The 25,666-nt window shown below is 70.0% G+C and carries 18 protein-coding genes; 4 read left to right on the top strand and 14 right to left on the bottom strand.

The genetic code is table 11. From position 1 onward, the window contains the following. Position 1: 1 nt before the first annotated feature. The 7 genes from gap to uvrB all read right to left on the bottom strand — a co-directional run bounded on the left by gap (position 2) and on the right by uvrB (position 11,486). Positions 2 to 1,006 carry a type I glyceraldehyde-3-phosphate dehydrogenase gene (gene gap / locus EDF28_RS08255; RefSeq protein WP_111083958.1) on the bottom strand — a complete coding sequence of 335 codons (1,005 nt, stop codon included), beginning with the start codon at positions 1,004 to 1,006 and terminating at the stop codon, positions 2 to 4. Positions 1,007 to 1,286: 280 nt separating this feature from the next. Next, positions 1,287 to 2,267 carry a DNA-binding protein WhiA gene (gene whiA, locus EDF28_RS08250; RefSeq protein WP_123937839.1) on the bottom strand — a complete coding sequence of 327 codons (981 nt, stop codon included), beginning with the start codon at positions 2,265 to 2,267 and terminating at the stop codon, positions 1,287 to 1,289. A 75-nt stretch (positions 2,268 to 2,342) separates the two neighbouring features. Next, positions 2,343 to 3,242, bottom strand: a complete 900-nt coding sequence (gene rapZ, locus EDF28_RS08245; RefSeq protein WP_111083956.1) for an RNase adapter RapZ — start codon at positions 3,240 to 3,242, stop codon at positions 2,343 to 2,345. A 103-nt stretch (positions 3,243 to 3,345) separates the two neighbouring features. Beyond that, the gene (gene uvrC, locus EDF28_RS08240; protein WP_123937836.1) at positions 3,346 to 5,430 is read right to left on the bottom strand and encodes an excinuclease ABC subunit UvrC; all 2,085 of its coding nucleotides are present in this window, start codon (positions 5,428 to 5,430) and stop codon (positions 3,346 to 3,348) included. Continuing rightward, positions 5,431 to 8,457, bottom strand: a complete 3,027-nt coding sequence (uvrA, locus tag EDF28_RS08235; protein ID WP_228505224.1) for an excinuclease ABC subunit UvrA — start codon at positions 8,455 to 8,457, stop codon at positions 5,431 to 5,433. Between the two features lie 49 nt (positions 8,458 to 8,506). Then, positions 8,507 to 9,424, bottom strand: a complete 918-nt coding sequence (locus EDF28_RS08230) for an SDR family NAD(P)-dependent oxidoreductase (protein WP_123937834.1) — start codon at positions 9,422 to 9,424, stop codon at positions 8,507 to 8,509. Then, positions 9,414 to 11,486: an excinuclease ABC subunit UvrB gene (uvrB, locus tag EDF28_RS08225; RefSeq protein ID WP_111084166.1), complete on the bottom strand. Its 2,073-nt coding sequence runs from the start codon at positions 11,484 to 11,486 to the stop codon at positions 9,414 to 9,416. Before uvrB ends, EDF28_RS08230 begins: the two co-directional genes overlap by 11 nt. 193 nt (positions 11,487 to 11,679) lie before the next feature. Between uvrB and EDF28_RS08220 the strand changes: the two genes are divergently transcribed. Beyond that, positions 11,680 to 13,008, top strand: a complete 1,329-nt coding sequence (locus EDF28_RS08220) for an MFS transporter (protein ID WP_123937832.1) — start codon at positions 11,680 to 11,682, stop codon at positions 13,006 to 13,008. A 289-nt stretch (positions 13,009 to 13,297) separates the two neighbouring features. Here EDF28_RS08220 and EDF28_RS08215 read toward each other — a convergent pair whose 3' ends face one another. The 6 genes from EDF28_RS08215 to EDF28_RS08190 form a co-directional block, all read right to left on the bottom strand. Continuing rightward, positions 13,298 to 14,521 (bottom strand): acyltransferase, encoded by a 1,224-nt coding sequence (locus EDF28_RS08215; RefSeq protein ID WP_123937830.1) that lies wholly within the window; start codon positions 14,519 to 14,521, stop codon positions 13,298 to 13,300. Further along, positions 14,518 to 16,059, bottom strand: a complete 1,542-nt coding sequence (locus tag EDF28_RS08210) for a class I adenylate-forming enzyme family protein (RefSeq protein WP_123937827.1) — start codon at positions 16,057 to 16,059, stop codon at positions 14,518 to 14,520. Before EDF28_RS08210 ends, EDF28_RS08215 begins: the two co-directional genes overlap by 4 nt. A gap of 22 nt (positions 16,060 to 16,081) precedes the next feature. Continuing rightward, positions 16,082 to 17,125: a BPSS1187 family protein gene (locus EDF28_RS08205; protein WP_123937824.1), complete on the bottom strand. Its 1,044-nt coding sequence runs from the start codon at positions 17,123 to 17,125 to the stop codon at positions 16,082 to 16,084. Further along, complete coding sequence (coaE, locus tag EDF28_RS08200; protein ID WP_123937821.1) at positions 17,122 to 17,724, bottom strand: dephospho-CoA kinase; 603 nt, start codon at positions 17,722 to 17,724, stop codon at positions 17,122 to 17,124. Before coaE ends, EDF28_RS08205 begins: the two co-directional genes overlap by 4 nt. 91 nt (positions 17,725 to 17,815) lie before the next feature. Next, on the bottom strand, positions 17,816 to 19,294 hold the full coding sequence (rpsA, locus tag EDF28_RS08195) for a 30S ribosomal protein S1 (RefSeq protein WP_111083948.1): 1,479 nt from the start codon (positions 19,292 to 19,294) through the stop codon (positions 17,816 to 17,818). Between the two features lie 160 nt (positions 19,295 to 19,454). Continuing rightward, the gene (locus tag EDF28_RS08190) at positions 19,455 to 21,134 is read right to left on the bottom strand and encodes a DUF885 domain-containing protein (RefSeq protein WP_123937819.1); all 1,680 of its coding nucleotides are present in this window, start codon (positions 21,132 to 21,134) and stop codon (positions 19,455 to 19,457) included. Between the two features lie 89 nt (positions 21,135 to 21,223). Between EDF28_RS08190 and EDF28_RS08185 the strand changes: the two genes are divergently transcribed. Beyond that, positions 21,224 to 22,009: a VOC family protein gene (locus EDF28_RS08185; RefSeq protein ID WP_123937817.1), complete on the top strand. Its 786-nt coding sequence runs from the start codon at positions 21,224 to 21,226 to the stop codon at positions 22,007 to 22,009. 85 nt (positions 22,010 to 22,094) lie between these two features. Here EDF28_RS08185 and polA read toward each other — a convergent pair whose 3' ends face one another. Continuing rightward, positions 22,095 to 24,764: a DNA polymerase I gene (gene polA, locus EDF28_RS08180; protein WP_123294360.1), complete on the bottom strand. Its 2,670-nt coding sequence runs from the start codon at positions 24,762 to 24,764 to the stop codon at positions 22,095 to 22,097. Between the two features lie 100 nt (positions 24,765 to 24,864). Here polA and EDF28_RS08175 point away from each other — a divergent pair, with 100 nt between their 5' ends. Further along, positions 24,865 to 25,233 carry a PaaI family thioesterase gene (locus EDF28_RS08175; RefSeq protein WP_111084165.1) on the top strand — a complete coding sequence of 123 codons (369 nt, stop codon included), beginning with the start codon at positions 24,865 to 24,867 and terminating at the stop codon, positions 25,231 to 25,233. A 46-nt stretch (positions 25,234 to 25,279) separates the two neighbouring features. Continuing rightward, positions 25,280 to 25,654: a VOC family protein gene (locus EDF28_RS08170; protein ID WP_123937815.1), complete on the top strand. Its 375-nt coding sequence runs from the start codon at positions 25,280 to 25,282 to the stop codon at positions 25,652 to 25,654. The last annotated feature ends 12 nt before the right edge of the window (positions 25,655 to 25,666 follow it).

Raw genomic sequence — 25,666 nt, 5'->3', positions numbered from 1 at the left:
GTTACAGACGCTCGCCGACGTACTCGGTCAGGTCGACGAGACGGTTCGAGTAGCCCCACTCGTTGTCGTACCACGAGGTGATCTTCACGAGACCGCCGATGACCTTGGTCAAGCCGGAGTCGTAGATCGAGGAGTGCGGGTCCGTCGTGATGTCGGTCGACACCAGCGGGTCCTCGCTGTAGAGCAGGATGCCCTTGAGCGGGCCCTCTGCGGCCTCCTTGTACGCGGCGTTGATCTCGTCGACGGTGACCTCGGACTTGGTCTCGAGGGTGAGGTCGGTGATCGAGCCGGTCGGGACCGGGACGCGGAGCGCGAAGCCGTCGAGCTTGCCGGCGAGCTCCGGCATGACCTGGCCGATGGCCTTGGCGGCACCGGTCGAGGTCGGGACGATGTTCAGCGCGGCCGCACGGGCACGACGGGGGTCCTTGTGCGGGCCGTCCTGCAGGTTCTGGTCGGCGGTGTAGGCGTGGATCGTGGTCATGAGGCCACGCTCGATGCCGAACTTGTCGTTGAACACCTTGGCGAGCGGCGCGAGGCTGTTCGTGGTGCAGGACGCGTTCGAGATGATGTTGTGGTTCGCCGGGTCGTACTGGTCCTCGTTCACGCCGAGGACGATGGTGACGTCGTCACCGGTGGCCGGGGCGGAGATGATGACCTTCTTGGCGCCGGCGTCGATGTGCTTCTGCGCATCGGCGGCCTTGGTGAAGAAGCCGGTCGACTCGATGACGATGTCGACGCCCAGCTCGCCCCAGGGGAGGTTGGCGGGGTCGCGCTCCGCGAGGACCTTGATGGCCTTGCCGTCGACGACGATGTTGTCGCCGTCGAGCTCGACGGAGACGCCGAGACGACCCGTGATGGAGTCGAACTTCAGCAGGTTCGCCAGCGCGGCGTTGTCGGTGAGGTCGTTCACCGCCACGATCTCGAGGTCGGAGCCCTTCGCGAGGGCGGCCCGGAAGAAGTTGCGGCCGATACGGCCGAAGCCGTTGATACCGATCTTGACGGTCAATGGATCTCCTGGTGGGTGTGGAGCGCCCGAGGGGCGCTGCTTTCGGAGGGCGCTGGCCCTGTCGGGCCCGCGTGTGGTGGACGATACGCCCCGTAACGTCGCCGTAACGACCCTAGCAGTCGGACCCTGCCAGGCAGTGCGGTGTGACGGTCCGTCCGGACGGTCGTCCGCAACGTCCGGAACGACGTCGGTGCGGCCCGTGGGCGCCCCCACAGAACGGACGGGAGGCGCGGTGCCAGCTGGCACCGCGCCTCCCGTCACGCAGGTCGGACGACCCGTCTCAGACGCCCTCGAGCTCCTCGGGGACGCTCGCTTCCGTCCCGGGGATGCCGACGTCGGACGCGCGCTTGTCGGCCATGGCGAGGAGTCGGCGGATGCGACCGGCGATGGCGTCCTTCGTCATGGGCGGGTCGGCGTGCTGGCCGAGCTCGTCGAGCGACGCGTCGCGGTGCTGCAGGCGCAGCGCGCCGGCGTACTGCAGGTGGTCGGGGACCTCGTCGCCGAGGATCTCGAGCGCGCGCTCGACGCGGGCGCAGGCGGCGACGGCGGCCTGCGCCGAACGGCGGAGGTTGGCGTCGTCGAAGTTGACGAGGCGGTTCGCGGTCGCACGGACCTCGCGACGCTGCCGCATCTCCTCCCAGTCGGCGGTGGTGCGGGCGGCGCCCATCACCGTGAGCATCTGGCCGATGGCCTCGCCGTCGCGGATGACGACGCGGTGGACGCCACGGACCTCGCGGCCCTTCGCGGCGACGCCGAGACGCGACGCGGCGCCGACGAGGGCCATGGCGGCCTCGTTGCCGGGGCACGTGACCTCGAGCGCTGCGGCCCGGCCCGGGTCGGTCAGGGTGCCGGAGGCGAGGAACGCACCGCGCCAGATCGCGGCGAGGTCCTCGCGGTTGCCCGTGGTGAGCCGGTTCGGCAGCCCGCGGACGGGGCGACGACGGGCGTCCATCAGACCGGTCTGGCGTGCGAGGGTCTCCCCCGCCTCGAGCACGCGGACCAGGTAGCGGGTGCCACGACGGGACGACGCGGACGAGCCCACCGACGCCTCGCTGCGGACGCCGTACAGCTCGGCGAGGTCCTTGCGGACCCGGTGCACGATGATCCGGGTGTCGAGCTCCACCTCGACCGCGATGCGGCCCGAGATGACGTGCAGGCCACCCGCGAACCGGAGGATCGTGGCCAGTTCGGCGGCGCGGACCGTGTTGCGGTTCACGGCGACCCTGGCCAGTTCGTCCTTGACCTCGGCAGTCAACGGCACAGCATCATTCCTAACGTTCATCTGGTGGTCCCGCGATTCCGGCGGCACGTACGTGGGGAGCGGCCGGAGGGACGGTCACTCCCGGCCGAGATCTCGGTTCTTCACACGCACGGCGACGCCAGGCATCCCGCGGAGGAGGTTCGCCAACTCGGCGACGATGGCGACCGAGCGGTGCTTCCCGCCGGTACAGCCGATGGCGATCGTAGCGTGTCTTTTGTTCTCGCGCTGGTACCCCTCGAGCACCGGCTCGAGCACGGACACGTACCGATCGACGAACGGACGGGCTCCGGCCTGGGCCAGGACGTAGTCCGAGACGGGCTGGTCGAGGCCCGTGTGGGCCCGGAGTTCCGGGACCCAGTAGGGGTTCGGCAGGAACCGGACGTCGGCCACCATGTCGGCGTCGGCGGGCAGTCCGTACTTGAACCCGAAGCTCATGAGCGTCACCTGAACACCCACGAAGTGATCGTCAGCGAACTGCTCGGTGACGGTGTTCGCGAGCTGGTGGATGTTGAGGTCCGAGGTGTCGATCACCATGTCGGATGCCTCGCGCAGACCGGCCAACCGGGTCCGCTCGCGCGCGATGCCGTCGAGCAGGGTGTCCTCGCCCTGGAGCGGGTGGGGTCGTCGGACCTGCTCGAAGCGCCGCACCAGGACGGCGTCGGTGGCTTCGAGGAACAGCACCCGGACCCGTGCGGACGTGGTCGACCGCACCTGTTCGACCGCGTGCTCCGGGTCCGTGAAGAACCGTCCGCCGCGGACGTCGACGACCGTGGCGATCTTCGGGATCTTCTCGCCGGCGCGGTCGGCCAGCTCGGTGAGCGGTGCCAGCATCTGCGTCGGCAGGTTGTCGACGACGTACCAGCCGAGGTCTTCGAGGGCCTTGCCGACCGTCGAACGCCCGGCCCCGGACATGCCGGTGACGATGAGGATGTCGTGCTGCGACGCGTGCGCGGTCGCTGTGGCGCTGTCGGTCATCTGGGAGTGGACTCCGTCGTGGCGGCCCGGGCGCGTCGCCCGGGGAGGTCTCGGCTGCGGGACCAGGGTATCGCCCGACAGGTGTCGGGAGGCACGGGATGCGTCACGTGGGCAGCTGCGGACCGTCGTGGGTCACGTCGGGGACCCGCACCGGGCCCCCTGGGAGCGGCGCAGCGTCCGCAGGGTCCGCGGGGTCCGCGGTGTCCGTGAGGTCCGTCTCGGCGTCCGGCGCGCTCGTCGGGCTCGCCGCACTGGTGGCCGGCGCGCTCGTCGGGGTCTGCTGCAGCTTCGTGACGACCGCCGCGGCGGTCGCCGGACCGACACCGTTGACCTCGCTGATCTCGTCGGCCGTGGCCTCGCGCAGCCGTGCCACGGATCCGAAGTGCTTGAGCAGCGCGTTCACCCGCGACGGCCCGAGCCCGGGGATCTCCGACAGCCGGGACCGCACGTCGCGCTTGCGGCGGGTGCGCTGGTGCGTGATCGCGAACCGGTGCGCCTCGTCGCGGATGCGCTGGATGAGGAAGAGCGCCTCGGAGTTGCGCGGCATGATCACCGGGAAGTCGTCGTCGGGCAGCCAGAGCTCCTCGAGACGCTTCGCGATGCCGACCAGCGCGATGTCACGCACCCCGGCTTCGTCCAGCGCACGCTTGGCGGCCTGCACCTGGGGCTGTCCACCGTCGACGATGAGCAGTTGCGGGCGGTAGGCGAACCGCTTCGAGGGCTTGGAGCCCTCGACCACCTCGGCGCTCGTCACGTCGGGGACGTCCGGCAGGTCGGCGTCCTCGTCGAGGCGCGCCAGGCGCCGGGTGAGCACCTGGTACATGCTGTCGGTGTCGTCGGTGGTCTCGGCGATCGTGTAGCGGCGGTACTGGTCCTTGCGGGGCAGGCCGTCCTCGAACACCACCATCGACGCCACGACGTTCGTGCCCTGCAGGTGCGAGATGTCGTAGCACTCCATGCGGAGCGGGGCCTCGGTCATGCCGAGGGCGTCCTGGATGTCGGCGAGGGCCGCGGAGCGCGTCGTGTAGTCGGCGGACCGCTTCGTCTTGTAGAGCATCAGCGCCTGGGCGGCGTTCTGCGCGGCCGTGCGGGCCAGGCCGGCACGGTCACCGCGTTGCGCCGTGCTGAGCTTCGTGCCGCGGCCGCCCCGTCGTTCGCTGAGCCACTGCTGCAGCGCGTCGGCGTCCTCGGGCAGGGTCGGCACCACGACCTCGCGCGGGGGTTCCTCGGCGACGGCGGCCGGTGTGAGCTCGTTGTCGGCGTAGACGCCCTGCACGATCTGCTCGACCAGCTCACCGGTCGAGATGTCGAGCTCCTTGTCGACGACCCATCCGCGGACACCGCGGATGCGCCCGCCACGGACCGAGAACAGCTGGACGGCGGCGGCGAGTTCGTCCTCGGCGATGCCGAACAGGTCGAGGTCGACCGAATCGCGGAGCACCACGGCGGACTTCTCGAGCACGGCCTCGAGCGCCTCGACCTGGTCGCGGAACTTCGCGGCCTGTTCGTACTGCATGGCGTCGGCCGAGGCGCCCATGCGCTGACGCAGCTCGGTGATCACCCGGCGGTCGTAGCTGTTCATGAACCGCACGAACTCCTCGACGAGCGCACGGTGCTCCTCGATGGTGACGCGCTGCGAGCAGGGGCCTCCGCACTTGCCGATCTGCCCGGGGAAGCAGGGCTTTCCCGTCTGCATCGCGCGCTTGTACGACGAGTCCGAGCAGGTGCGGATCGGGAACACCTTGATCATCAGGTCGATGGTGTAGTGCACCGCCCAGATCTTCGGGTACGGCCCGAAGTACTTCGCACCCTTGATCTTCCGGTTCCGCGTGACCATCACCCGTGGGGCCTCGTCCGCCATGGTGATCGCCATGTACGGGTACGACTTGTCGTCACGGAACTTGACGTTGAACGGCGGGTCGAACTCCTTGATCCAGGTGTACTCGAGCTGCAGTGCCTCGATCTCGGAGCCGACCGTCGTCCACTCCACGCTGCGGGCCGTCAGCACCATGCGCCGGGTGCGTTCGTGCAGCGTCGGCAGTGGTGCGAAGTAGTTGCTCAGCCGGGCGCGGAGGTTCTTCGCCTTGCCGACGTAGAGCACCCGGCCGGCCTCGTCACGCCAGCGGTAGACGCCCGGGTCGGTCGGGATCTCCCCCGCCTTCGGGCGCCACGGAACGGTGTCCGCCACCTACCGTGCACCCGCCTTCTGCTTGGTCGACTTGCCCGGTCGGCTCGCCGTGCGGGCCTCCACCGCCTGCTGCTTGCCGACCCGAGCGTCCTGTGCGTCGAAGATCTCCCGCAGGAAGACGCCCGTGAAGCTCTCCGGCACGTCGGCCACGTGCTCCGGGGTGCCGGTGGCGAGCACCGTACCGCCGCCGGCGCCACCCTCTGGGCCCATGTCGATGACCCAGTCGGCTGACTTGATCACGTCGAGGTTGTGCTCGATCGTGATGACGGTGTTGCCCTTGTCGACCAGGCTCTGCAGCACGATGAGCAGCTTGCGGACGTCCTCGAAGTGCAGACCCGTCGTCGGCTCGTCGAGCACGTACACGGTGCGGCCGTTCGAGCGGCGCTGCAGCTCGGTGGCGAGCTTGACGCGCTGTGCCTCGCCGCCGGAGAGCGTGGTCGCGCTCTGGCCGAGACGGACGTACCCGAGGCCCACGTCGACGAGCGTCGCCATGTACCGGTGGATCGCGGAGATCGGCTCGAAGAACTCGGCCGCCTCGCTGATCGGCATGTCCAGGACCTCGGAGATGCTCTTGCCCTTGTAGTGGACCTGGAGCGTCTCGCGGTTGTAGCGCGCGCCGCCGCAGACCTCGCACGCGACGTAGACGTCGGGCAGGAAGTTCATCTCGATCTTGATCGTGCCGTCGCCGGAGCAGTTCTCGCACCGGCCGCCCTTGACGTTGAAGCTGAACCGACCGGGCTGGTAGCCACGGGTCTTCGCCTCGGGTGTCTCGGCGAACAGCTGACGGATCCGGTCGAACACGCCCGTGTAGGTCGCCGGGTTCGACCGCGGCGTGCGGCCGATCGGTGCCTGGTCGACGTGCACGACCTTGTCCAGCTGGTCGAGGCCCTTGACACGGGTGTGCTTGCCGGCGATGTGCCGGGCGCCGTTGAGCTGGTTCGCGAGCACCTTGTACAGGATGTCGTTGACCAGGGTGGACTTGCCCGACCCGCTCACGCCGGTGACCGCGGTGAACACCCCGAGCGGGAAGTCGGCGTCGATCGTCTTGAGGTTGTTCGCCCGCGCGCCCTGCACGCTGATGGTGCGCTTCAGGTTGACCTTGCGACGCTCGGCCGGGACCTCGATCGCACGACGGCCGGCGAGGTAGTCCCCCGTCACCGACTCGCGGTTCGCGATGATGCCCTCGTACGAGCCCGAGTGCACGACGTTGCCGCCGTTGACGCCGGCCCCGGGGCCGATGTCGACGACCCAGTCGGCCGTGCGGATGGTGTCCTCGTCGTGCTCGACGACGATCAGCGTGTTGCCGAGGTCCTTGAGCTTGACCAGGGTGTCGATGAGACGGCGGTTGTCGCGCTGGTGCAGCCCGATGCTCGGCTCGTCGAGCACGTACAGCACGCCGGTCAGGCCGGAGCCGATCTGCGTCGCGAGGCGGATGCGCTGTGCTTCGCCACCGGACAGCCCACCGGCGCCGCGCGCCAGGGTCAGGTAGTTCAGGCCGACCTCGAGCAGGAACTCGAGGCGCGCCCGGATCTCGCGCAGGACCGCCGCGGCGATGTGCGCTTCGCGGTCGGTGAGCGTCAGGGTGTCCATGAACGCGTACGCGTTGTCGAGGGACATGTCGGTGACGTCGGCGATGCTGCGGCCGTCGACCGTGACCGCCAGGACCTCGGGCTTGAGGCGTGTGCCCTCGCACACCGGGCACGGGACCTCGCGCAGGTAGCCCTGGAAGCGCTGGCGCTGCGAGTCCGACTCGGCCTCGGCGAACTTGCGCTCGATGTAGGGCATGACGCCCTCGAACCCGCTGGTGTAGCGCATCTCGCGGCCGAAGCGGTTGCGCCAGGACACCGACACCTGGAAGTCCTTGCCCGTCAGGATCGCGGCCTGCACCGAGGCGTCGAGCTGGCTCCACGGGGTGTCGAGCGTGAACCCGAGGTCCTTGCCGAGGCCGGCCAGGAGCTTCTCGAAGTACGAGTACAGCCCGCTCGCGCCGGTCCAGGGCAGCAGGACGCCGTCGCGCAGCGAGGCATCGGGGTCGCCGAGCACCAGGTCCGGGTCCACCGACATGCGCGTGCCGAGCCCGGAGCACTCCGGGCAGGCACCGAACGGCGCGTTGAACGAGAACGTGCGGGGCTCGATCTCGGTCAGCGCGAGCGGGTGGTTGTTCGGACACGACAGGTTCTCAGAGTAGGTGCGCACGGCGCCGGGTCCGTCGTGGTCGACCAGGTCGATGCCGACGGTGCCACCGGTCAGGCGCAGTGCCGTCTCGAGCGAGTCGGTGAGCCGACCGAGGATGTCCTCGTTCGACACGAGACGGTCGACGATCACCGAGATGTCGTGCTTGACCTGCTTCTTGAGCTTCGGCGGGTCGCTGAGCTGGATGCGCTCACCGTCGACGATCGCGCGGGCGTAGCCGGACGCCGCGAGTTCCTGGAAGAGGTCGACGAACTCGCCCTTCTTCTTGGAGATGACCGGGGCGAGCACCTGGAAACGTGTGCCGGACTCGAACTCCATGAGCTGGTCGGCGATCTGCTGCACGGTCTGCTTGCTGATGACCTCGCCGCACGTCGGGCAGTGCGGCACCCCGATGCGCGCCCAGAGCAGACGCATGTAGTCGTAGACCTCGGTGATCGTGCCCACCGTCGACCGCGGGTTCCGGTTCGTCGACTTCTGGTCGATCGACACCGCGGGCGACAGCCCTTCGATGAAGTCGACGTCGGGCCGGTCGACCTGGCCGAGGAACTGCCTGGCGTACGCGGACAGGGACTCGACGTAGCGTCGCTGGCCCTCGGCGAAGATCGTGTCGAAGGCCAGTGACGACTTGCCGGATCCGGACAGGCCGGTGAACACCACGAGGGAGTCACGGGGGATCTCGAGGTCGACGTTCCGGAGGTTGTGCACCCGGGCCCCGCGGACGCTGAGCGTCGAGGAGCCGGTCGGGACGGTCACGCCGGGGAGGTGGGGGTCGGTCGGCTCGCCGAAGGCGTTCCGGCCCGAGGTCGCGGTGCCGCGGTCAGAGGTGATTGTCATCGCCGTCGATTCTACGAAAGGGGTCCGACATCCGCCCGCGAGTCGGTGGTCAGCCGAGTGCGTCGAGAGCGAACGCGACCCCGGAACGACGCTCGCTGGCCGTCCAGAGCCGAGCGGCGGCGGTCCGGTCGTGGGCGCGCGGCTCGGCACGGACCACGGCTGCGGGTCCGCGCAGCTGCATCCACCCGACCGGGCCCCAGTACTCCCCCGAGCGCACGTCCGCGGCGACCGCAGCGTGCACGAGGGGTTCGGCACCGGCGTCCTTGCCCTGGGCGTACAGCCGCTGCGCCGGCCGGGTCCACGCGGGTTCCGGGCGCGACGGTGCGACGTCCGGGCGCTCCGGCGAGAGCGCGTCGAGCGACAGCCCGGGGTGCGCGACCACGCTGGCGACGGACGAACCCGCATCCGCCAACCGCTGGGCGAGTTCGAAGCCGAACAGCATCACCGCGAGCTTGCTGCGGCCGTACTGCCGGTAGCTGGAGTAGTGGCCGACGCGGAACGGGTCGCCCGTGTCGAGGCTGGCCCACCGGTGTGCGATCGACCCGAGGTGCACGACGCGACCGCCACGCTGTTCGAGCAGCGGCATCGTCAGCGCCGTCCAGGCGAAGTGCCCCAGGTGGTTCGTGCCGATCTGCAGCTCGGTGCCCTGTGCGGTGGTGCTCGGGGTCGAGGCCCCGACGACGCCGGCGTTGTTCACGACCGCGTCGACGCCGTCCGGTTCGAGGGCCGCGAGCTCGTCGGCGGCGGCACGGACGGAGTCGAGATCGGCGAGGTCGAGCTGCACGTGCGCCAACGAGGCCCCGTCCACGTGCCGCCGGATGCTCTGTTCCGCCGCTGCGGCCCGACCCCGGTCGCGGGTGGCGAGCACGACCCGGTGCCCCGACGCGGCGAGCTGCTCGGCCGCGTGGTACCCGAGGCCCGCGCTCGCCCCGGTGACGACGACCGTGCGGCGATCTTCAGCTGACATGCCCGGCCGACTCCATCTGCCGCAGCGCCTTCTTCAGGTCCTGCACCTCGTCGCGGAGTCGCGCGGCGAGTTCAAACTTCAGCTCCGCTGCCGCCTGCAGCATCTGGTCGTTGAGGTCGCCGATCGTCGCCTCGAGCTGGGTCGCACCCTCGCCCGCGATGCCGCCGCGCTTCAGGTTGGGCGTGGGCGAGCGGCGACCGTCGGCGCCGGGACGACCCTGCAGCAGCGCCTTGGTGTCGTCGTTCTCGCGCTGCAGCACCTCGGTGATGTCGGCGATCTTCTTGCGGAGCGGCTGCGGGTCGATGCCGCGCTCCAGGTTGTACGCGACCTGCTTCTCGCGACGACGATCGGTCTCCTCGATCGCGGTCTTCATCGAGTCGGTCATCTTGTCGGCGTACATGAGCACCTGGCCCGACACGTTGCGGGCCGCGCGACCGATCGTCTGGATGAGCGACGTGGACGACCGCAGGAAGCCTTCCTTGTCGGCGTCGAGGATGGCCACCAGGGACACCTCGGGCAGGTCGAGGCCTTCTCGCAGCAGGTTGATGCCGACGAGCACGTCGTAGACGCCCTGTCGCAGTTCGGTCAGGAGCTCGACGCGCTTGAGCGTGTCGACGTCGGAGTGCAGGTACCGCACCCGCACACCGGCGTTGCCGAGGAAGTCGGTCAGCTCTTCCGCCATGCGCTTCGTCAGGGTCGTGACGAGCACGCGCTCGTCCTTGTCGACGCGCTGCTTGATCTCCTCGAGCAGGTCGTCGATCTGGCCGTCGCTCGGCTTCACCACGATCTCGGGGTCGACGAGGCCGGTCGGGCGGATGATCTGCTCGACGACGCTGTCCGTGATGCCGAGCTCGTACCGACCGGGCGTCGCCGACAGGAAGACCTTCTGCCCGACGCGGTCGAGGAACTCCTCGAACCGCAGCGGACGGTTGTCGAGGGCGCTCGGCAGCCGGAACCCGTGGTCGACGAGGGTGCGCTTGCGCGAGGCGTCGCCTTCGTACATCGCGCCGATCTGCGGCACGGTGACGTGCGACTCGTCGATGACGATGAGGAAGTCGTCGGGGAAGTAGTCGATGAGGCAGTGCGGTGCCTCGCCCGCGACGCGGCCGTCCATGTGCCGCGAGTAGTTCTCGATGCCGGAGCAGAAGCCGATCTGCTCCATCATCTCGATGTCGAACGTGGTGCGCATGCGGAGCCGCTGGGCCTCGAGCAGCTTGCCCTGTCCCTCGAGCTCGGCCAGGCGCTCGGCGAGCTCCGCCTTGATGTCGACGATGGCGCGGTGCATGACGTCGGTGTCGGCGACGTAGTGCGACGCCGGGAAGATCGACACGGCGGGCAGGTCGTTGATCACGTTGCCGGTCAGCGGGTGCAGGGAGGAGAGCGCTTCGACCTCGTCGCCGAACATCTCGATCCGGATGGCGTGCTCTTCGTACATCGGGATGATCTCGATGGTGTCGCCGCGCACGCGGAAGGTACCGCGAGCGAAGTCGACGTCGTTGCGCTGGTACTGCATCGAGACGAACTTGCGCACGAGCTGGTCGCGCGAGATCGTCTGCCCGACGTGCAGTGCCACCGAGGCGTTCATGTACTGCTCGGGTGTGCCGAGGCCGTAGATGCAGGACACCGTCGACACGACGACGACGTCGCGCCGGCTGAGCAGCGAGTTGGTCGTCGAGTGCCGGAGCCGCTCGACCTCGGCGTTGACCGAGGAGTCCTTCTCGATGAAGGTGTCCGTCTGCGGGACGTACGCCTCGGGCTGGTAGTAGTCGTAGTACGACACGAAGTACTCGACCGCGTTGTTCGGCATCAGACTGCGGAACTCGTTCGCCAACTGCGCGGCGAGGGTCTTGTTGTGCGCGAGCACGAGTGTCGGCCGCTGCACCTGTTCGATGAGCCACGCGGTCGTCGCCGATTTGCCCGTACCGGTCGCACCGAGCAGCACGACGTCGGTCTCACCGGCGTTGATGCGCCCGGCGAGCTCGGCGATGGCCGCAGGCTGGTCGCCACTCGGCGTGTACTCGCTGATGACCTCGAACGGACGTACCGCTCGGGTCGGTTCGATCGCAACACCCATGGGATCAACGGTAGTCGGCACCCCTGACACCGGCGCCCCTGCTCGCCCTGGGCGTATCGTCCTCGCCAAGCAGCCTCCAAGTCCGCTGATAACCAGCGGGCATAGCGTCCGGTCCGTTCAGCAACCCGATCGCTCCGCACGTCCCCGACGAGCCAGCACGAGCCACACCCGAAGAGGCCCCATGACGACGGCGACCCCCGCCGCACCGACGAAGGGCACCCCGTTCCGCGGACGCATCCGCGGACGAGTGCTCCTCCTGCTCTGCTGCATGTACGCGATCTCGTACATCGACCGGACGAACATCTCGACGGCGCTGCCGCACATCACCGAGGAGTTCGGCTTCAACGAGGCCACCGCGGGCCTGATCGTGTCCGCGTTCTCGCTGCCGTACGCGCTGCTGCAGGTGTTCGGCGGCACGATCAGCGAGAAGTTCGGGCCGCGCAAGGCCCTCTTCGTCATCACCGTGGTGTGGGGCGTCGCGACACTGTGGACCGGCTTCGCGGTCGGCTTCTGGACCCTGTTCGCGGCCCGGGCGCTCCTCGGGCTCAGCGAGGCCGCGGCGTTCCCGACCGCGACCCAGGCCATGACCCGCTGGATCCCCCGCGACCGCAACGGCTTCGCGCAGGGCGTCGTGCACTCCGCGGCCCGGCTCGGCAACGCGCTGGCCCCGCTGCTCGTCGCCTGGGTGATCGGTTCGACGGGCAGCTGGCGGTGGGCGTTCTTCGCCACAGCGGTCCTGTCCTTCGCCTGGGGCATCGTCTGGTTCGTCTGGTTCCGCGACAAGCCCGAGTCCACGAAGGGCATCACGCAGGTCGAGATCGACGAGCTCCCGCCCGTCGAGACGCGTGCGACCCGTCCGCCGGTGCCGTGGCGGCAGATGGCGCGGCAGATCCTGCCGGTGACCTTCGTCGACTTCGGCTACGGCTGGACCCTCTGGGTGTTCCTCACGTGGCTGCCGACGTTCCTCAGCTCGACCTACGGGCTCGAGATCGGCGACTTCGCGCTGTTCACCACGCTCATCCTGCTCGCCGGCGTCGTCGGGGACACGGTCGGCGGCATGCTCAGCGACCGGATCATCCACCGCGGCGGCAACACCCGGAACGCCCGACGGACCGTCCTGGTGATCGGACTCGGCGGGTCGCTCGTCTGCCTCATCCCGCTCGTCATCGGGCAGGGCCTGCTCGTCGCGACGATCTCGCTCGCGCTGTCGTTCTTCTTCCTGGAGCTCTGCAACGCGAACCTCTGGGCGATCCCGATGGACGTCGCCCCGCAGTGGTCCGGCACCGCGTCCGGCTTCATGAACACCGGCTTCGGCATCGCCGGCGTGGTCTCCCCCATTGTCTTCGGGCTGCTCATCGACGCGTCCGACTGGCAGCTGCCGTTCGCCCTGTCGTGCGTGCTGCTCGGCGCCGCGGCGGTCGTCGCGTGGTTCATGAAGCCGCAGCGGCTCACGTCGACGAACGGCGTCCTCGAGGTCGGCACCCCCGCCGCCGAGCAGCGCGCCGCCTGACCCGCGACTCGCGCTGTCAGCGGCACGCCGCGCCGGATCGGGCGTACGTGGTCGAGAGGAACGACCAGGTACGCCCGATTCCGCTGTCCGCAACGGGACCCGCGGGCGTGCGCGCGGCCCTGGTGGTCCCCAGGAGGCGGACGGGAGGCACGGGTCTGGGCCGACCCGCGCCTCCCGTCCGCCGCGCAGCGCCTCCACCGCCGCGACGCGCACCCGCCGCCGCGCACAGCAAGCAGGAACGGGCGTCCCTGGTCGGGAGGACCGACCAGGGACGCCCGGAACGCACGGGTCAGCGCTGCGGGCTGCGCGCCCGACGCTGGGCGCGGGACGCGAGCGACGGCCGGCCGGTGAGCGGCACGCTCAGCGGAGTCCACCGGAACGCCTCGGTGACCGCCACGGACAGCACCACCACGAGCAGGTACGTGACGAGCGTCAGCCACGGCCGCGGCACCACGGCCTCGAGCCAGCTGTCGCCGTACAGCAGGATCCAGATGAGGAACGGGTGGCTCAGGAAGATCCCGAACGACCGGTCCGAGGCGTAGTCGATGAAGCGCGCGACCGGGCTGCCGGGACGCCGACGATCCGCCCAGCGCGCACCGATCGCCAGGAACCCGACGAAGACCGCGGTGCTCCACACGGCCTCGATCGGTTGCAGCGGTGTCCCGGCGGCGTAGAGCGACTGGCCGAGGGCGACCTGGAGCGCCCAGACGCCGAGCGTCAGCGCGCCGACGCCGGCGAACGCCCAGAGCACGGCCCGGCGGTGCACCCGGATGAACCGGAGGAACGCGTCGGCGTGGTCGGCGGCGATCGCCCCGGAGACGATGAAGAACACGTACGAGAAGAAGAACTGCTTCTGGTACCCGTGCAGCCAGGCGTCGCTCGCCGGGAAGTACTTGTAGCCGGCGAACTCGACGAGCTGCACCACCAGCGCCACGACGAGCGTCGTGACGTGGTGCCCGCGGGTCTTCCGGACCAGCCACACGACGACCGGCAGCAGCAGGTACACCTGCATGGTCACGAGCAGGAAGTACAGGTGGTACCAGGACGAGCCGGTGACGATGCCCTCGGCGAGGGTGCGCACCAGGTCGGGCACGTCGCCCCGACGGGTGCTGCTGAGGAGCCAGCTCGACCCGACGTACACGAACGACCACGCCAGGTACGGCACCCCGACGAGCAGGAACCGCTTCGGCCAGAACTGCGCCATCGGCCGCGGTCGCAGCGTGTAGCTGTAGACGAGCACGAACGCCGTCAGCGAGAAGAAGACGAGCCGGGTGAAGTGCAGCAGGGCGAGCAGCGCGTTCAGGCCGACGTCGTCGGAGGCGGCGGTGTGGCTGGTGGTGTGCACGCCGATGACGCAGGCGAAGGTCAGGATCCGGAGGACGTCGACCTCGTACAGGTGGCGTGGCTTGCCCGCCGCGGTGCGGGTCGGGGTCTGGACCTGCGGCTGCGGCTGGGCCTGTGGCTGCGGCTGCGGCTGCGGCTGCGGCTGGGCCTGCGGCTGGGCGCCGGTCACGACGGCTGCGCCATCGTCCGCACCTTCGCCCGCTGCACCTTGCCGGTGGGCGCGCGCGGCAGGTCGGGGACCACGATGATCTCGACGGGGCGGCGGAAGCGGGTCAGGTGGGCCTCGGCGCGCGCGGTCAGGTCGGCGACGAGCGCAGCGGCGTCGACCGGCGCCGCAGCGGCGTCGACCGCGTCGGCTGCGTCCGCTGCGTCGGCTTCGCCCTGCTGCAGGATCACGTACGCCACCGGGACGGCCCCGAGCACCTCGTCCGGCCGCCCGACCACGACGGCCTCGAGCACCCGGGGGTCGCCGAGCAGGACGTCCTCGACCTCGGAGGGGTAGACCTTCTCGCCGCCACGGTTGATGACGTCGTCGGAGCGTCCGGCGAGCGAGACCCAGCCGTCCGCAGCGACGGATCCCACATCTCCCGTGCTCAGCCAGCCGTCGGCGTCGAAGCGGTCGGATGCGCGCCCGAACAGGTAGCGCCCGACGATCCCCGGGCCGCGCACCCACAGTGCACCGACCTCGTCGGCGGGCAGGGCTGCGCCGTCCTCGCCGCGTGCCTGCACCTCGGACCCGACGGGCACGCCGACGGTCCCGGGGCGAGCAGGCGCGTCGAGCGGCGTCGCGGTGATCTGCGACGCACCTTCGGTCATCCCCCAGCTCACGACCAGCGGGACGTCCCCGAGTGCCGTGCGCACCGGGTCCGGCAGCGGTGCCGAAGCACTCCGGACGAACCGGAGGCCCTCCGGGAAGTCCAGTGGCCCGGTCTTCGCGAGCACGGCGAGGATCGCCGGCACCGCGTTCAGCCAGGTGATGCGCCGCTCGGCGAGCAGTTCCCAGAACCCGGTCCGCCGGAAGCGCACGTCGAGCACGAGCGTCGCCCCGGCGACGAGCGTCGCCAACAGGCCGACGACCTCGGCGTTGACGTGGAACAACGGCAGCGAGTTGAACCCGCGGTCGCGGCCGGTCAACCCGTTGTGCAGCGCGACCGCCCGCGCGACGAACAGCAGCTGCGACTCCGGCAGCTCGACGCCCTTCGGAGCGCCGGTCGACCCGGAGGTGAAGAGCACCACGGACCCCTCGCCCGGTGCGTCCGGACTCTGCGTGGGCACGTCACCGTCACGGACGGCTGCCGGGAGGAACGTGGCCGCGTCGACCCCGCTGGCGGGCACCCCGGGGACGGTCCCGTCCACGGCACGGTCCGACACCACGATCGAGGCCCCGCCCATCAGGTCGGCGAGTCGGGCCGGCTCGGTCGCCGGCTGTCCGGTGTCCACCGGGACGGCACGGCGCCCGGTCGCCACGGCGGTCAGGTGCACCACGGCGAACGCGAGGGGGTCGCCGACGTCGACGAGGACGGCTCCGGAGGCGGGCACGCCGATCGCGTCGAACGTCGCGGACCAGGCGGTCACGGCATCCTCGAGCGCTCGGTAGGTCAGGACGCGCGCAGAACGGGCGTCCTCCAGGTAGGGGCGCTCGGGGCTCTCCGCCGCGCGGTCGCGGATGAGCGAGCGCAGATCGGGTTCTCCGTCGACGGGCTGCACCAGCAGAGGCTATTGCGCGAGCCTATGAGCCGTCAGAGGGGAACCGGTGCAGCATCCACTGCCAGAGCGCGGTAATCCTGGGTTCCCCGTCCGGTCCGAGCGGCGTGGAGTCCTTGATGATGAACGAGTGCGCCTTCCCCCGGCCCCGGACGTCGGTCAGGATCGCGTGCGGGTCCGCGCCGGCGAGCGGTGGATCGGTGTCCGTCCGGAAGGGGCCGTCGACGCCGTCGAGCCCGAGGACCCGCCACGACCCGGTGATCCGCGGGCCGAAGGTGTCGCGGACGTCGTCGACGGCGTACATCCGGTCGACGGGGGTCTTGCCGGGGCGGTTCATCCACGCCGCGTGCGACGGCCCCCGTGACTCGACGGGCGACGAGAACATCAGCGCGCCGCGGACGGACCGGATGTGCGCGATGTACGCCGCCTCGCCGCCGCCCTGGGAGTGTCCGGCCACGACGATGTCCTGCCAGGCGATGTCGTCGTCACCCTGCACGAAGCGGCCCCACCCGCCGTCGGGGTCGTGGTCGTCGAGGTAGGCCACCGCGTCACGGAAACGCGACACGATCGACCCGGCGGGCGTCACCGAGCTGAACTCGGACTGACGGGTGCCGTCGAACCGGTTGCGTTGCACCATGCCGTAGCAGCGGGCGTCGGACTCACACGTGCCGGACAGGGTGCGACCGAGGTTCCAGTAGTCCAGCCCGAGCACGTGGTACCCGTCCGCCAGGGTCTGCCCGAGGAACCGCTGGTACTCCGCCGGGCGCGACCTCGTGGCGGGCAGGAACAGCAGCAGGGGGCCGTCCGCCGAGGTGCGGGCGGCGAAGTCGTCGCGGTTCGGGGTGAGCCGCTCGCCGCCCACGGTGCCGAGCCGGAAGCGGTGGAACTCCCCCTCGGGTCCGCGCTCGTCGCCCGACGGTGGCTCGTCGGCGTGCGAGCGGTCGATCGTGGGGACGCGTCCCTCGTCCTCGATGCGCTGCGCACCGAGCAGGTTCGCCGCGACCAGCGCACCGCCGCCGATCGCGACGAGCACGATCGCGGCGAGGACGAGCAGCAGACGGTGCTTCACGAGGTGATCCGCGACCACACCTCGTCGGCCGATCGGATCGTCTGGTCGAGGGTGCCCGTCGCGTCGACGACGTGGTCGGCGAGTGCGAGTCGGTCGGCGTCGCTCGCCTGTGCGGCCACCCGGCGCTCGGCCTCGTCGCGTTCCATGGCACGGTGCTCCACCAGCCGCTCGATGCGCTGCGCAGCGGGGGCGTCGACGACCACGACCGCATCGAACCGGAGCGGGCGGGATCCGCGGGCCTCGGCGAGCAGGGGTACGTCGTACACGACGACCGCGTCCGGGTCGGCGGCCTCGGCCGCGTCGAAGGCACGCTGCGCGAGCCGCCAGACCTCGGGGTGGGTGATCGCCTCGAGGTCCTTGCGTGCCGCCGGGTCGGAGAACACGATCGCTCCGAGCGCGGGACGGTCGAGCGAGCCGTCGGCCGTGATCACCGAGGAGCCGAACCGCTTGGCGACCTGCGCGAGCCCGGGGCTGCCGGGTGCGACGGCGTCCCGTGCCAGCCGGTCGGCGTCGACGACGATGCCGCCGTGCTCCGCCCACCGCTTGGAGACCGTCGACTTGCCCGCGGCGATGCCGCCCGTGAGACCGATGATGCGCACTGCGACAGGCTAACGACCCGCAGCGTGGAAACGCCGGAAGCCCGGCACCCCCTGGGGGATGCCGGGCTTCCGGTCAGTGCGACTCGCTCGATCAGTTGGTCGAGCTGAGCTTCTCGCGGAGCGCCGCCAGCGAAGCGTCGTCGGCGAGGGGGCTTGCACCACCGGTCTCGCTCGAGAACGACGACGAGGAGGAAGCGGACGACGTCGATGCGCCGGCCGGGAGGTCGAAGCCACCCTTTTCCTCGTCGGCGATGGTCTTCGCGACCTGCGCCTTGTGGGCTTCCCAACGACCCTGGGCGGCCGCGTACTGGCCCTCCCACTCGGTGCGCTGGGTGTCGTAGCCCTCGAGCCACTCGTTCGTCTCCGGGTCGAAGCCGTCCGGGTACTTGTAGTCACCCTTGTCGTCGTACTCGGTCGGCATGCCGTAGAGCGCCGGGTCGAACTCAGTGCCCTCGGGGTCCACGCCCTCGTTCGCCTGCTTGAGGCTGAGCGAGATGCGGCGACGGTCGAGGTCGATGTCGATGATCTTGACGAAGACCTCGTCGTTGACCGAGACGACCTGCTCGGCGAGCTCGACGTGCTTGTTCGAGAGCTCGGAGATGTGCACCAGGCCCTCGATGCCGTCGGCAACGCGGACGAAGGCACCGAACGGGACGAGCTTCGTGACCTTGCCCGGTGCGATCTGACCGATCGCGTGGGTGCGGGCGAAGACCTGCCACGGGTCCTCCTGCGTCGCCTTGAGCGAGAGCGACACGCGCTCACGGTCCAGGTCGACCTCGAGGATCTCGACGGTGACTTCCTGACCGACCTCGACGACCTCGCTGGCGTGCTCGATGTGCTTCCAGCTGAGCTCGGAGACGTGGACGAGACCGTCGACGCCGCCGAGGTCCACGAACGCACCGAAGTTGACGATCGAGGACACGATGCCCTTGCGGACCTGGCCCTTGTGCAGGTTGTTGAGGAACGTGGTCCGGGACTCGGACTGCGTCTGCTCGAGGAGCGCACGGCGCGACAGGACCACGTTGTTGCGGTTCTTGTCGAGCTCGAGGATCTTCGCCTCGATCTCCTGGCCGAGGTACGGCGTGAGGTCGCGGACGCGACGGAGCTCGATGAGCGAGGCGGGGAGGAAGCCGCGGAGACCGATGTCGACGATCAGGCCACCCTTGACGACCTCGATGACCGTGCCGGTCACGACGCCGTCGGACTCCTTGATCTTCTCGACGTCGCCCCATGCGCGCTCGTACTGCGCACGCTTCTTGGACAGGATGAGGCGGCCTTCCTTGTCCTCCTTCTGGAGGACCAGGGCCTCGACCTCGTCGCCGACCTTGACGACCTCGTTGGGGTCGACGTCGTGCTTGATCGAGAGCTCGCGCGAGGGGATGACGCCCTCGGTCTTGTAACCGACGTCGAGGAGGACCTCGTCGCGGTCGATCTTCACGACGGTGCCGGAGATGAGATCACCGTCGTTGAAGAACTTCAGGGTCTTCTCGACCTCGGCCAGGAAGTCATCAGCCGAACCGATGTCGTTGATGGCGACCTGCTTAGGAGCCTTGGTCGTAGTGGTTGTCATGTAGAGATTGCTCCGAACGGACATGAGTCGGGCCGTGGCGTGCGGGGAGTCGAGACCCCCGGGGTGCTCCGCCGTGGCGATTGATTGAGTGGCGCGGATTGCGCCGCACAAGTCTAACCGCACCGGCGGAGCCCCCACAACCGGGCGTGTCACCCGCGCGTCAGCCGAGCAGCGCGCTCCGCAGCGTGTCGAGACCGATGCTGCCGAGGGCGAGCGCACGACGGTGGAACGACTTCAGGTCGAAGTCGGCGCCTTCGCGGGCGGCGACCTCGTCGCGGATCGACTCCCACACGCGCTGGCCCACCTTGTACGACGGCGCTTGTCCGGGCCACCCGAAGTACCGCGCGACCTCGAACTGCACGAACGCGTCGTCCATGTTCACGTTCTCGCGCATGAAGTCGAGGGCGTACTCCCACGTCCAGCCGCCGCCGTCCGGGTTGGTCTTCTCCAGGTGCACGCCGATGTCGAGCACCACGCGCGCGGCACGCATGCGCTGGCCGTCGAGCATGCCCAGCCGGTCGCCGTCGTCGTCGAGGAACCCGAGCTGCTCCATCAGGCGCTCGGCGTAGAGCGCCCAGCCCTCGACGTGCCCGGACGAGCCGGACAGCTGGCGGCGCCACGTGTTCAGCTCGCCGCGGTTGTAGACGCCCTGGCTGATCTGCAGGTGGTGGCCGGGGACGCCCTCGTGGTAGACCGTCGTCTTCTCGCGCCAGGTGCCGAACTCGGTGACGCCCTCGGGCACCGACCACCACATCCGGCCCGCGCGCGAGAAGTCGTCGGACGGCCCGCTGTAGTAGATGCCGCCCTCCTGCGTCGGGGCGATGCGGCACTCCAGCCGGCGGATCGGGTCCGGGATGTCGAAGTACGTGCCGGCCATCGCCGCGACGGAGGCGTCGCTCGTCTCCTGCATCCAGCGCTGCAGGGCGTCCGTGCCGTGCAGGATCCGCGACGGGTCGGTGTCGAGCACCTCGATCGCCCGGGCCACACTCGCACCCGGCTCGATCCGGTCCGCGATCCACTCCTGCTCGTCGCGCATGCGGGCGAGTTCCTCGAGGCCCCACTCGTACGTCTCGTCGAGGTCGACGACGGCACCGAGGAACCGGCGGGAGTGCAGCTCGTAAGCCTCGCGCCCGACGGCGTCGACCGGGGTGGCGAGCGGCAGCAGCTCGTGCTCGAGGAACTGCCCGAGGCTCCGGTACGCGGCCGACGCGACCTCGGCCCCTCGGGTCAGCTCGGCACGGAGCGAGTCCGGCACGGGAGAGCCGTCGTCGAACGCCGCACCCTCGGCGAGCCGGCGGAAGAAGCCGTCCTCGGCACCGTTGCGGGCGGCCTGCTCCGCGACCAGGGCGACCTGCCGCTTCGCCGGGGTGACGTCCTCGCGCGTGCCCTCGAGCAGGGTCTCGCGGATGCCCTCGAGCGCGTCCGGCAACGCGTGCAGTCGGCTGGCGACGTCGTGCCAGTCCGACTCGGTCGCCGTCGGCATCAGGTCGATGATCTCGCGGACCGACTGGGCCGGGCTCGCGATCACGTTGAGGTCGCGGAGGTGCAGCTTCCGCGCGTACGACTCCTGCACCAGGTCGAGTTCGGCACCGAGGTCCGCCTTCGTGACCTCGTCGACGGGGTCCACCACGGCCGCGGCGTCGAGCTCGCGCTTCGCCGCCCGTGCCGCGTCGGCCAGGGCGGCCGCGCCGGCGGGCGAGGTGTCGCCGTACTCCCCCGTGCGACCCGGCACACCGATGTACGTGGCCGTCGTCGGGTCGAGGTCGACGAGGGTGGCGACCCATCCCTCTGCCACGTGGTCGACGGCGGTCTGCTGGCGGACGGGACGCTCTTCGCTCATGCTCCGACCCTACCGACCGGCTCGGACGACGGACAGCGGTCCTAGGATCGTGACCACCGGGACCGTCCGGTCAGAGGAAAGGATGTTGCATGTCCGAACACGATGGTCGCTGGACCGAGGGCACGCCCTGCTGGTCCGACCTGGGTGTGCCCGACGTGGACGCGGCCCGCACCTTCTACACCGAGGTGTTCGGGTGGCACGTCGAGGACGGCCCCGCTGAGGCCGGCGGGTCCGTCACGGCGCTCCTCGGTGGCCGCCCGGTGGCCGGGATCGGTCCGCTCACGGGCGAGGGACAGCCGCCGAGCTGGACGGCGTACCTCGCCACCGACGACGTCGATGCCATCACCGCTCGCGTCACCACCGCAGACGGCAGCGTCCTGACACCCGCGTTCGACGTGCTCGATGCCGGTCGGATGGCGATCGCCGCAGACCCGACGGGTGCGGTCGTGGGACTCTGGCAGGCAGGGGCGCACGACGGCTCCGGTCGGGTCAACGAGCCCGGTGCTCCGTGCTGGGCCGAGGTGCACACGCGCGACGCCGAGGCGGCGAAGGCCTTCTACACGGCCCTGTTCGGCTGGTCGTACGACGTGTTCGGCGATCCGTCGGAGCCCTACGCCTCGGCGAAGCTGCCCGGAGCGACCGCCGAGGCCGACCCGGTCGCCGGCGTCTTCGCGCCGCCAGGCGGCCTGCCGGAGGGCGTCCCGGCGTACTGGTTGACGTGGTTCGGCTCGGACGACACCGACGCGACCGTCGACGCGGCCGTCCAGCGGGGCGGGACCGCCCTGATGGAACCGTTCGACAGCCCGTTCGGGCGCTCGGCGATCGTTCTCGGCCCCCAGGGCGAGGTGTTCGGCGTCGTCGCGATGCCGGCCTGAGGGCCAGGCCACGAACGGACGGGAGGCCCGGTGCCAGCTGGCACCGGGCCTCCCGTCCGTTCTGTGGTCGCGTCGCGACCCGCGGTCAGTGCGCCGCACTCTCCCAGTTCGCACCGAGACCGACCGAGACGTCGAGCGGCACGGTGAGTTCGGCGGCGTTGCCCATCCGGGTGCGGAGGATCTCCTCGACGCGGTCCTGTTCGCCGGGCGCGACCTCGAGGATGAGCTCGTCGTGCACCTGGAGCAGCAGGTGCGACTCGAGTCCGCCGTCGCGCAGGTCCTGGTCGACGCCGAGCATCGCGATCTTCATGATGTCGGCCGCCGAGCCCTGGATCGGCGCGTTCAGCGCAGCGCGCTCGGCGTTCTCGCGCAGGACGCGGTTCGGGCTCTTCAGGTCCGGGAACGGCCGGCGACGACCGAAGATCGTCTCGGTGTAGCCGTCCTCGCGCGCCTGCTCGACGACGTTGCGCAGGTAGTCGCGCACGGCGCCGAAGCGAGCGAAGTACTCGGTCATGAGCGTCCGGGCCTCGGACTGCTCGATGCGGAGCTGCTTCGACAGCCCGAACGCGCTCAGCCCGTAGGCCAGGCCGTACGACATCGCCTTGACCTTGGTGCGCATCTCGGCGGAGACCTCGGCCGGCTCGACGCCGAACACCCGGGCGCCGACGAAGCGGTGCAGGTCCTCGCCCTCGTTGAAGGCCTGGATGAGACCGGGGTCGCCGGACAGGTGCGCCATGATGCGCATCTCGATCTGCGAGTAGTCGGCAGTGATGAGCGTCGTGTACGGCTCCGCGACGGCGAACGCCGACCGGACCCGGCGTCCGACCGCGGTCTTCACCGGGATGTTCTGCAGGTTCGGATCGGTCGACGAGATGCGGCCGGTGCTGCTGCCGGTCTGCTCGTACCGGGTGTGGATGCGCCCGTCGACGATCGCCGCGTCGAGCGTGTCGACGATCTGGCGGAGCTTCGTGGCGTCGCGGTGCTGCAGCAGCAGGCCGAGGAACGGGTGCGGGTGCTGCTCCTGCAGGTCGGCCAGGCTCGCGGCGTCGGTCGAGAACCCGGTCTTCGTCTTGCGGGTCTTGGGCATCGCGAGCTCGGTGAACAGGACTTCCTGCAGCTGCTTCGGGGAACCGAGGTTCACCTCGTGCCCGATCTCGGCGAACGCCTGCTGCGCCAGGTCGGCGGCACGCTCCCCCAGTTCCTTCGACAACCCCGTGAGCACCGGGCGGTCGATGCCGACACCGATCGTCTCCATGCTCGCGAGCACCGACACCAGCGGGAGCTCGATGTCGTCGAGGACCTTGAGCGACGACTCGTCGATCCGGGCACGGAGCGCCGTGGTGACCCGCAGGACGAACCAGGCGTGCACGCCGACGTTCACCGGGTCGGTCTCCGGCACGAGCTGGTTCGGGTCGGCGGTGGGGAGCTCTTCGCCGAGCTCCTGGTAGACGAGGTCGGCCAGCGGCTGCCCCTGCTTGCCGGGCTGGGCGAGCCACCCCGTGATGCGGGCATCGCCGGCGATGCCGTTCACGACGAAGCCCGCGGTCGCGAGCACCTTGATCGCGGTCTTGGCGTCGTGGAAGTGCTTCGGGGCGTCGGAGGCGAACCACGCCGACAGCTGCTCGTAGTCCTTCGCGCCGCTGCCACCGGGCACCTGGACGGCGTCGTCGTGCGTGGCGATGCCGATGGTGCTGAGTCGGCCGTCGATGACCTCGACCGCGACGCCGTAGCCGTTCGCCGCCTCGGAAGCGTTGCGGCGCTCGAGCCAGTACCCGAGTTCCTCGTCGATCAGGGTCTTCACCGACGGCGGGGTCGCGGCGCCGTCGGTTACCCCGCCCTCGGCCGGCTGCTCGGACGGTTCACCGGAGCCGGCGACCTTGAAGACGCGGTCGAGCAGCGTGCGGAACTGCAGCTTGGCGAACAGCTCGCGCACGGCGGTCTCGTCGAGGGGCCGGAGCGCGACGTCGGCCGGACCGACGGGCAGTTCGACGTCGGTGACCAGGCGGTTCAGCCGGCGGTTCCGGACCGCACGGTCCTGCTGCTCGCGCAGGTTGTTGCCGACGACGCCCTTGATCTCGTCGGCGTGCTCGAGGACCCCCTCAAGCGAGCCGTACTGCGTGACCCACTTGACCGCGGTCTTCTCGCCGACCTTGTCGATGCCGATCAGGTTGTCGCTGGTCTCGCCGACGAGCGCGGCGATGTCCGGGTACTGGTGCGGCTCGATGCCGTAGCGCTCGTACACCTTGTCGCGGTCGTACCGGGTGAGCTCGGAGACGCCACGGACCGACGGGTACAGCAGCGTCACGTCGTCGTTGACGAGCTGGATGGCGTCGCGGTCGCCGGAGACGACGTACACCTGGTACCCCTGCGCAGCACCCTGGGACGACAGGGTCGCGAGGATGTCGTCAGCCTCGTAGTCCTCCTTCGTCACCGTCGTGATGCCCATCGCCTCGAGCGCCTGCTGCAGCAGCGGGATCTGCCCCTTGAACTCGGCCGGGGTCTCGGAGCGGGTGCCCTTGTACGCCTCGTACTCACGGGTGCGGAACGAGAACCGGGAGATGTCGAACGCCACCGCCAGGTGCGTCGGCTTCTCGCGCTGCAGGAGCATGAGCAGCATCGAGATGAAGCCGTGGATGGCGTTCGTGTGCTGCCCGTCGCGGTTCACGAAACTGTCGACCGGCAGCGCGTAGAAGGCCCGGAAGGCGAGCGAGTGGCCGTCGATGACCATGAGGGTAGGCTTTGCGGAGTCCGACACCCGGACAGCCTACCGACGCCATCCGACACGGGAGTTCGAGCGCGTGACCGACGAAGCCACCATCACCGGGAACGTCGACGAGCGGCTCGCTGCCCGTGGGATGGGCGAGCTCGCCGACAAGATGGGCATGGTCATCACCGAGATGTCGGCCGACCGCGCCGTCGGCAGCATCCCGGTCGAGGGCAACCGTCAACCGGTCGGCCTGCTGCACGGGGGCGCCTACGTCGTCCTCGCCGAGAGCCTCGGTTCGATGGCCGCCAACGTGCACGCCGGCGAGGGCCGCTACGCCGTCGGCATCGAGCTGAACGCCTCGCACACCCGCAGCGCCACGTCCGGCACCGTCACCGGTGTCTGCACCGCGATCCACCTCGGCAACACGCTCACCACGCACGAGATCGTGCTCACGGACGACCAGGGGCGCCGCTGCTCCACCGTCCGCATCACCAACCTCATCCGCGAGGCACGCTGAACTGCGAACAGCGCTGAACCCCTCGCACGCACGCAGGGAGTCCGTCATGGACTGGAAGATCGAACTCGTCATGTTCCCCGTCAGCGACGTCGACCGGGCCCGCGAGTTCTACGAACGCATCGGCTTCACGATCGACCACGACCAGCGCGTGTCCGACGACGTACGGTTCGTGCAGGCCACCCCGCCCGGGTCGGCGTGCTCGATCGCGTTCGGCGAGGGCATCATGTCCCCCGACGTCCAGCCCGGGTCGCTGAAGTCCGTCCAGGTGGTGGTCCCCGACGCCGACGAGGCCCTCGCCCACCTGCAGGGGCTCGGCGTGAACGCGATCGGTGTCGACGAACTGGCCTGGGGTCGCTTCGTCTTCTTCACCGACCCGGACGGCAACGCCTGGACGCTGCAGCAGCTCCCCGCGCGCGGCTGAGGCGACGAGCGC

This window comes from Curtobacterium sp. PhB137 (genome assembly GCF_003814955.1).
Lineage (GTDB): Bacteria > Actinomycetota > Actinomycetes > Actinomycetales > Microbacteriaceae > Curtobacterium.
The sequence above is the reverse complement of the archived record's forward strand: the minus strand, read 5'-3'. Positions and strand labels throughout refer to the sequence as shown.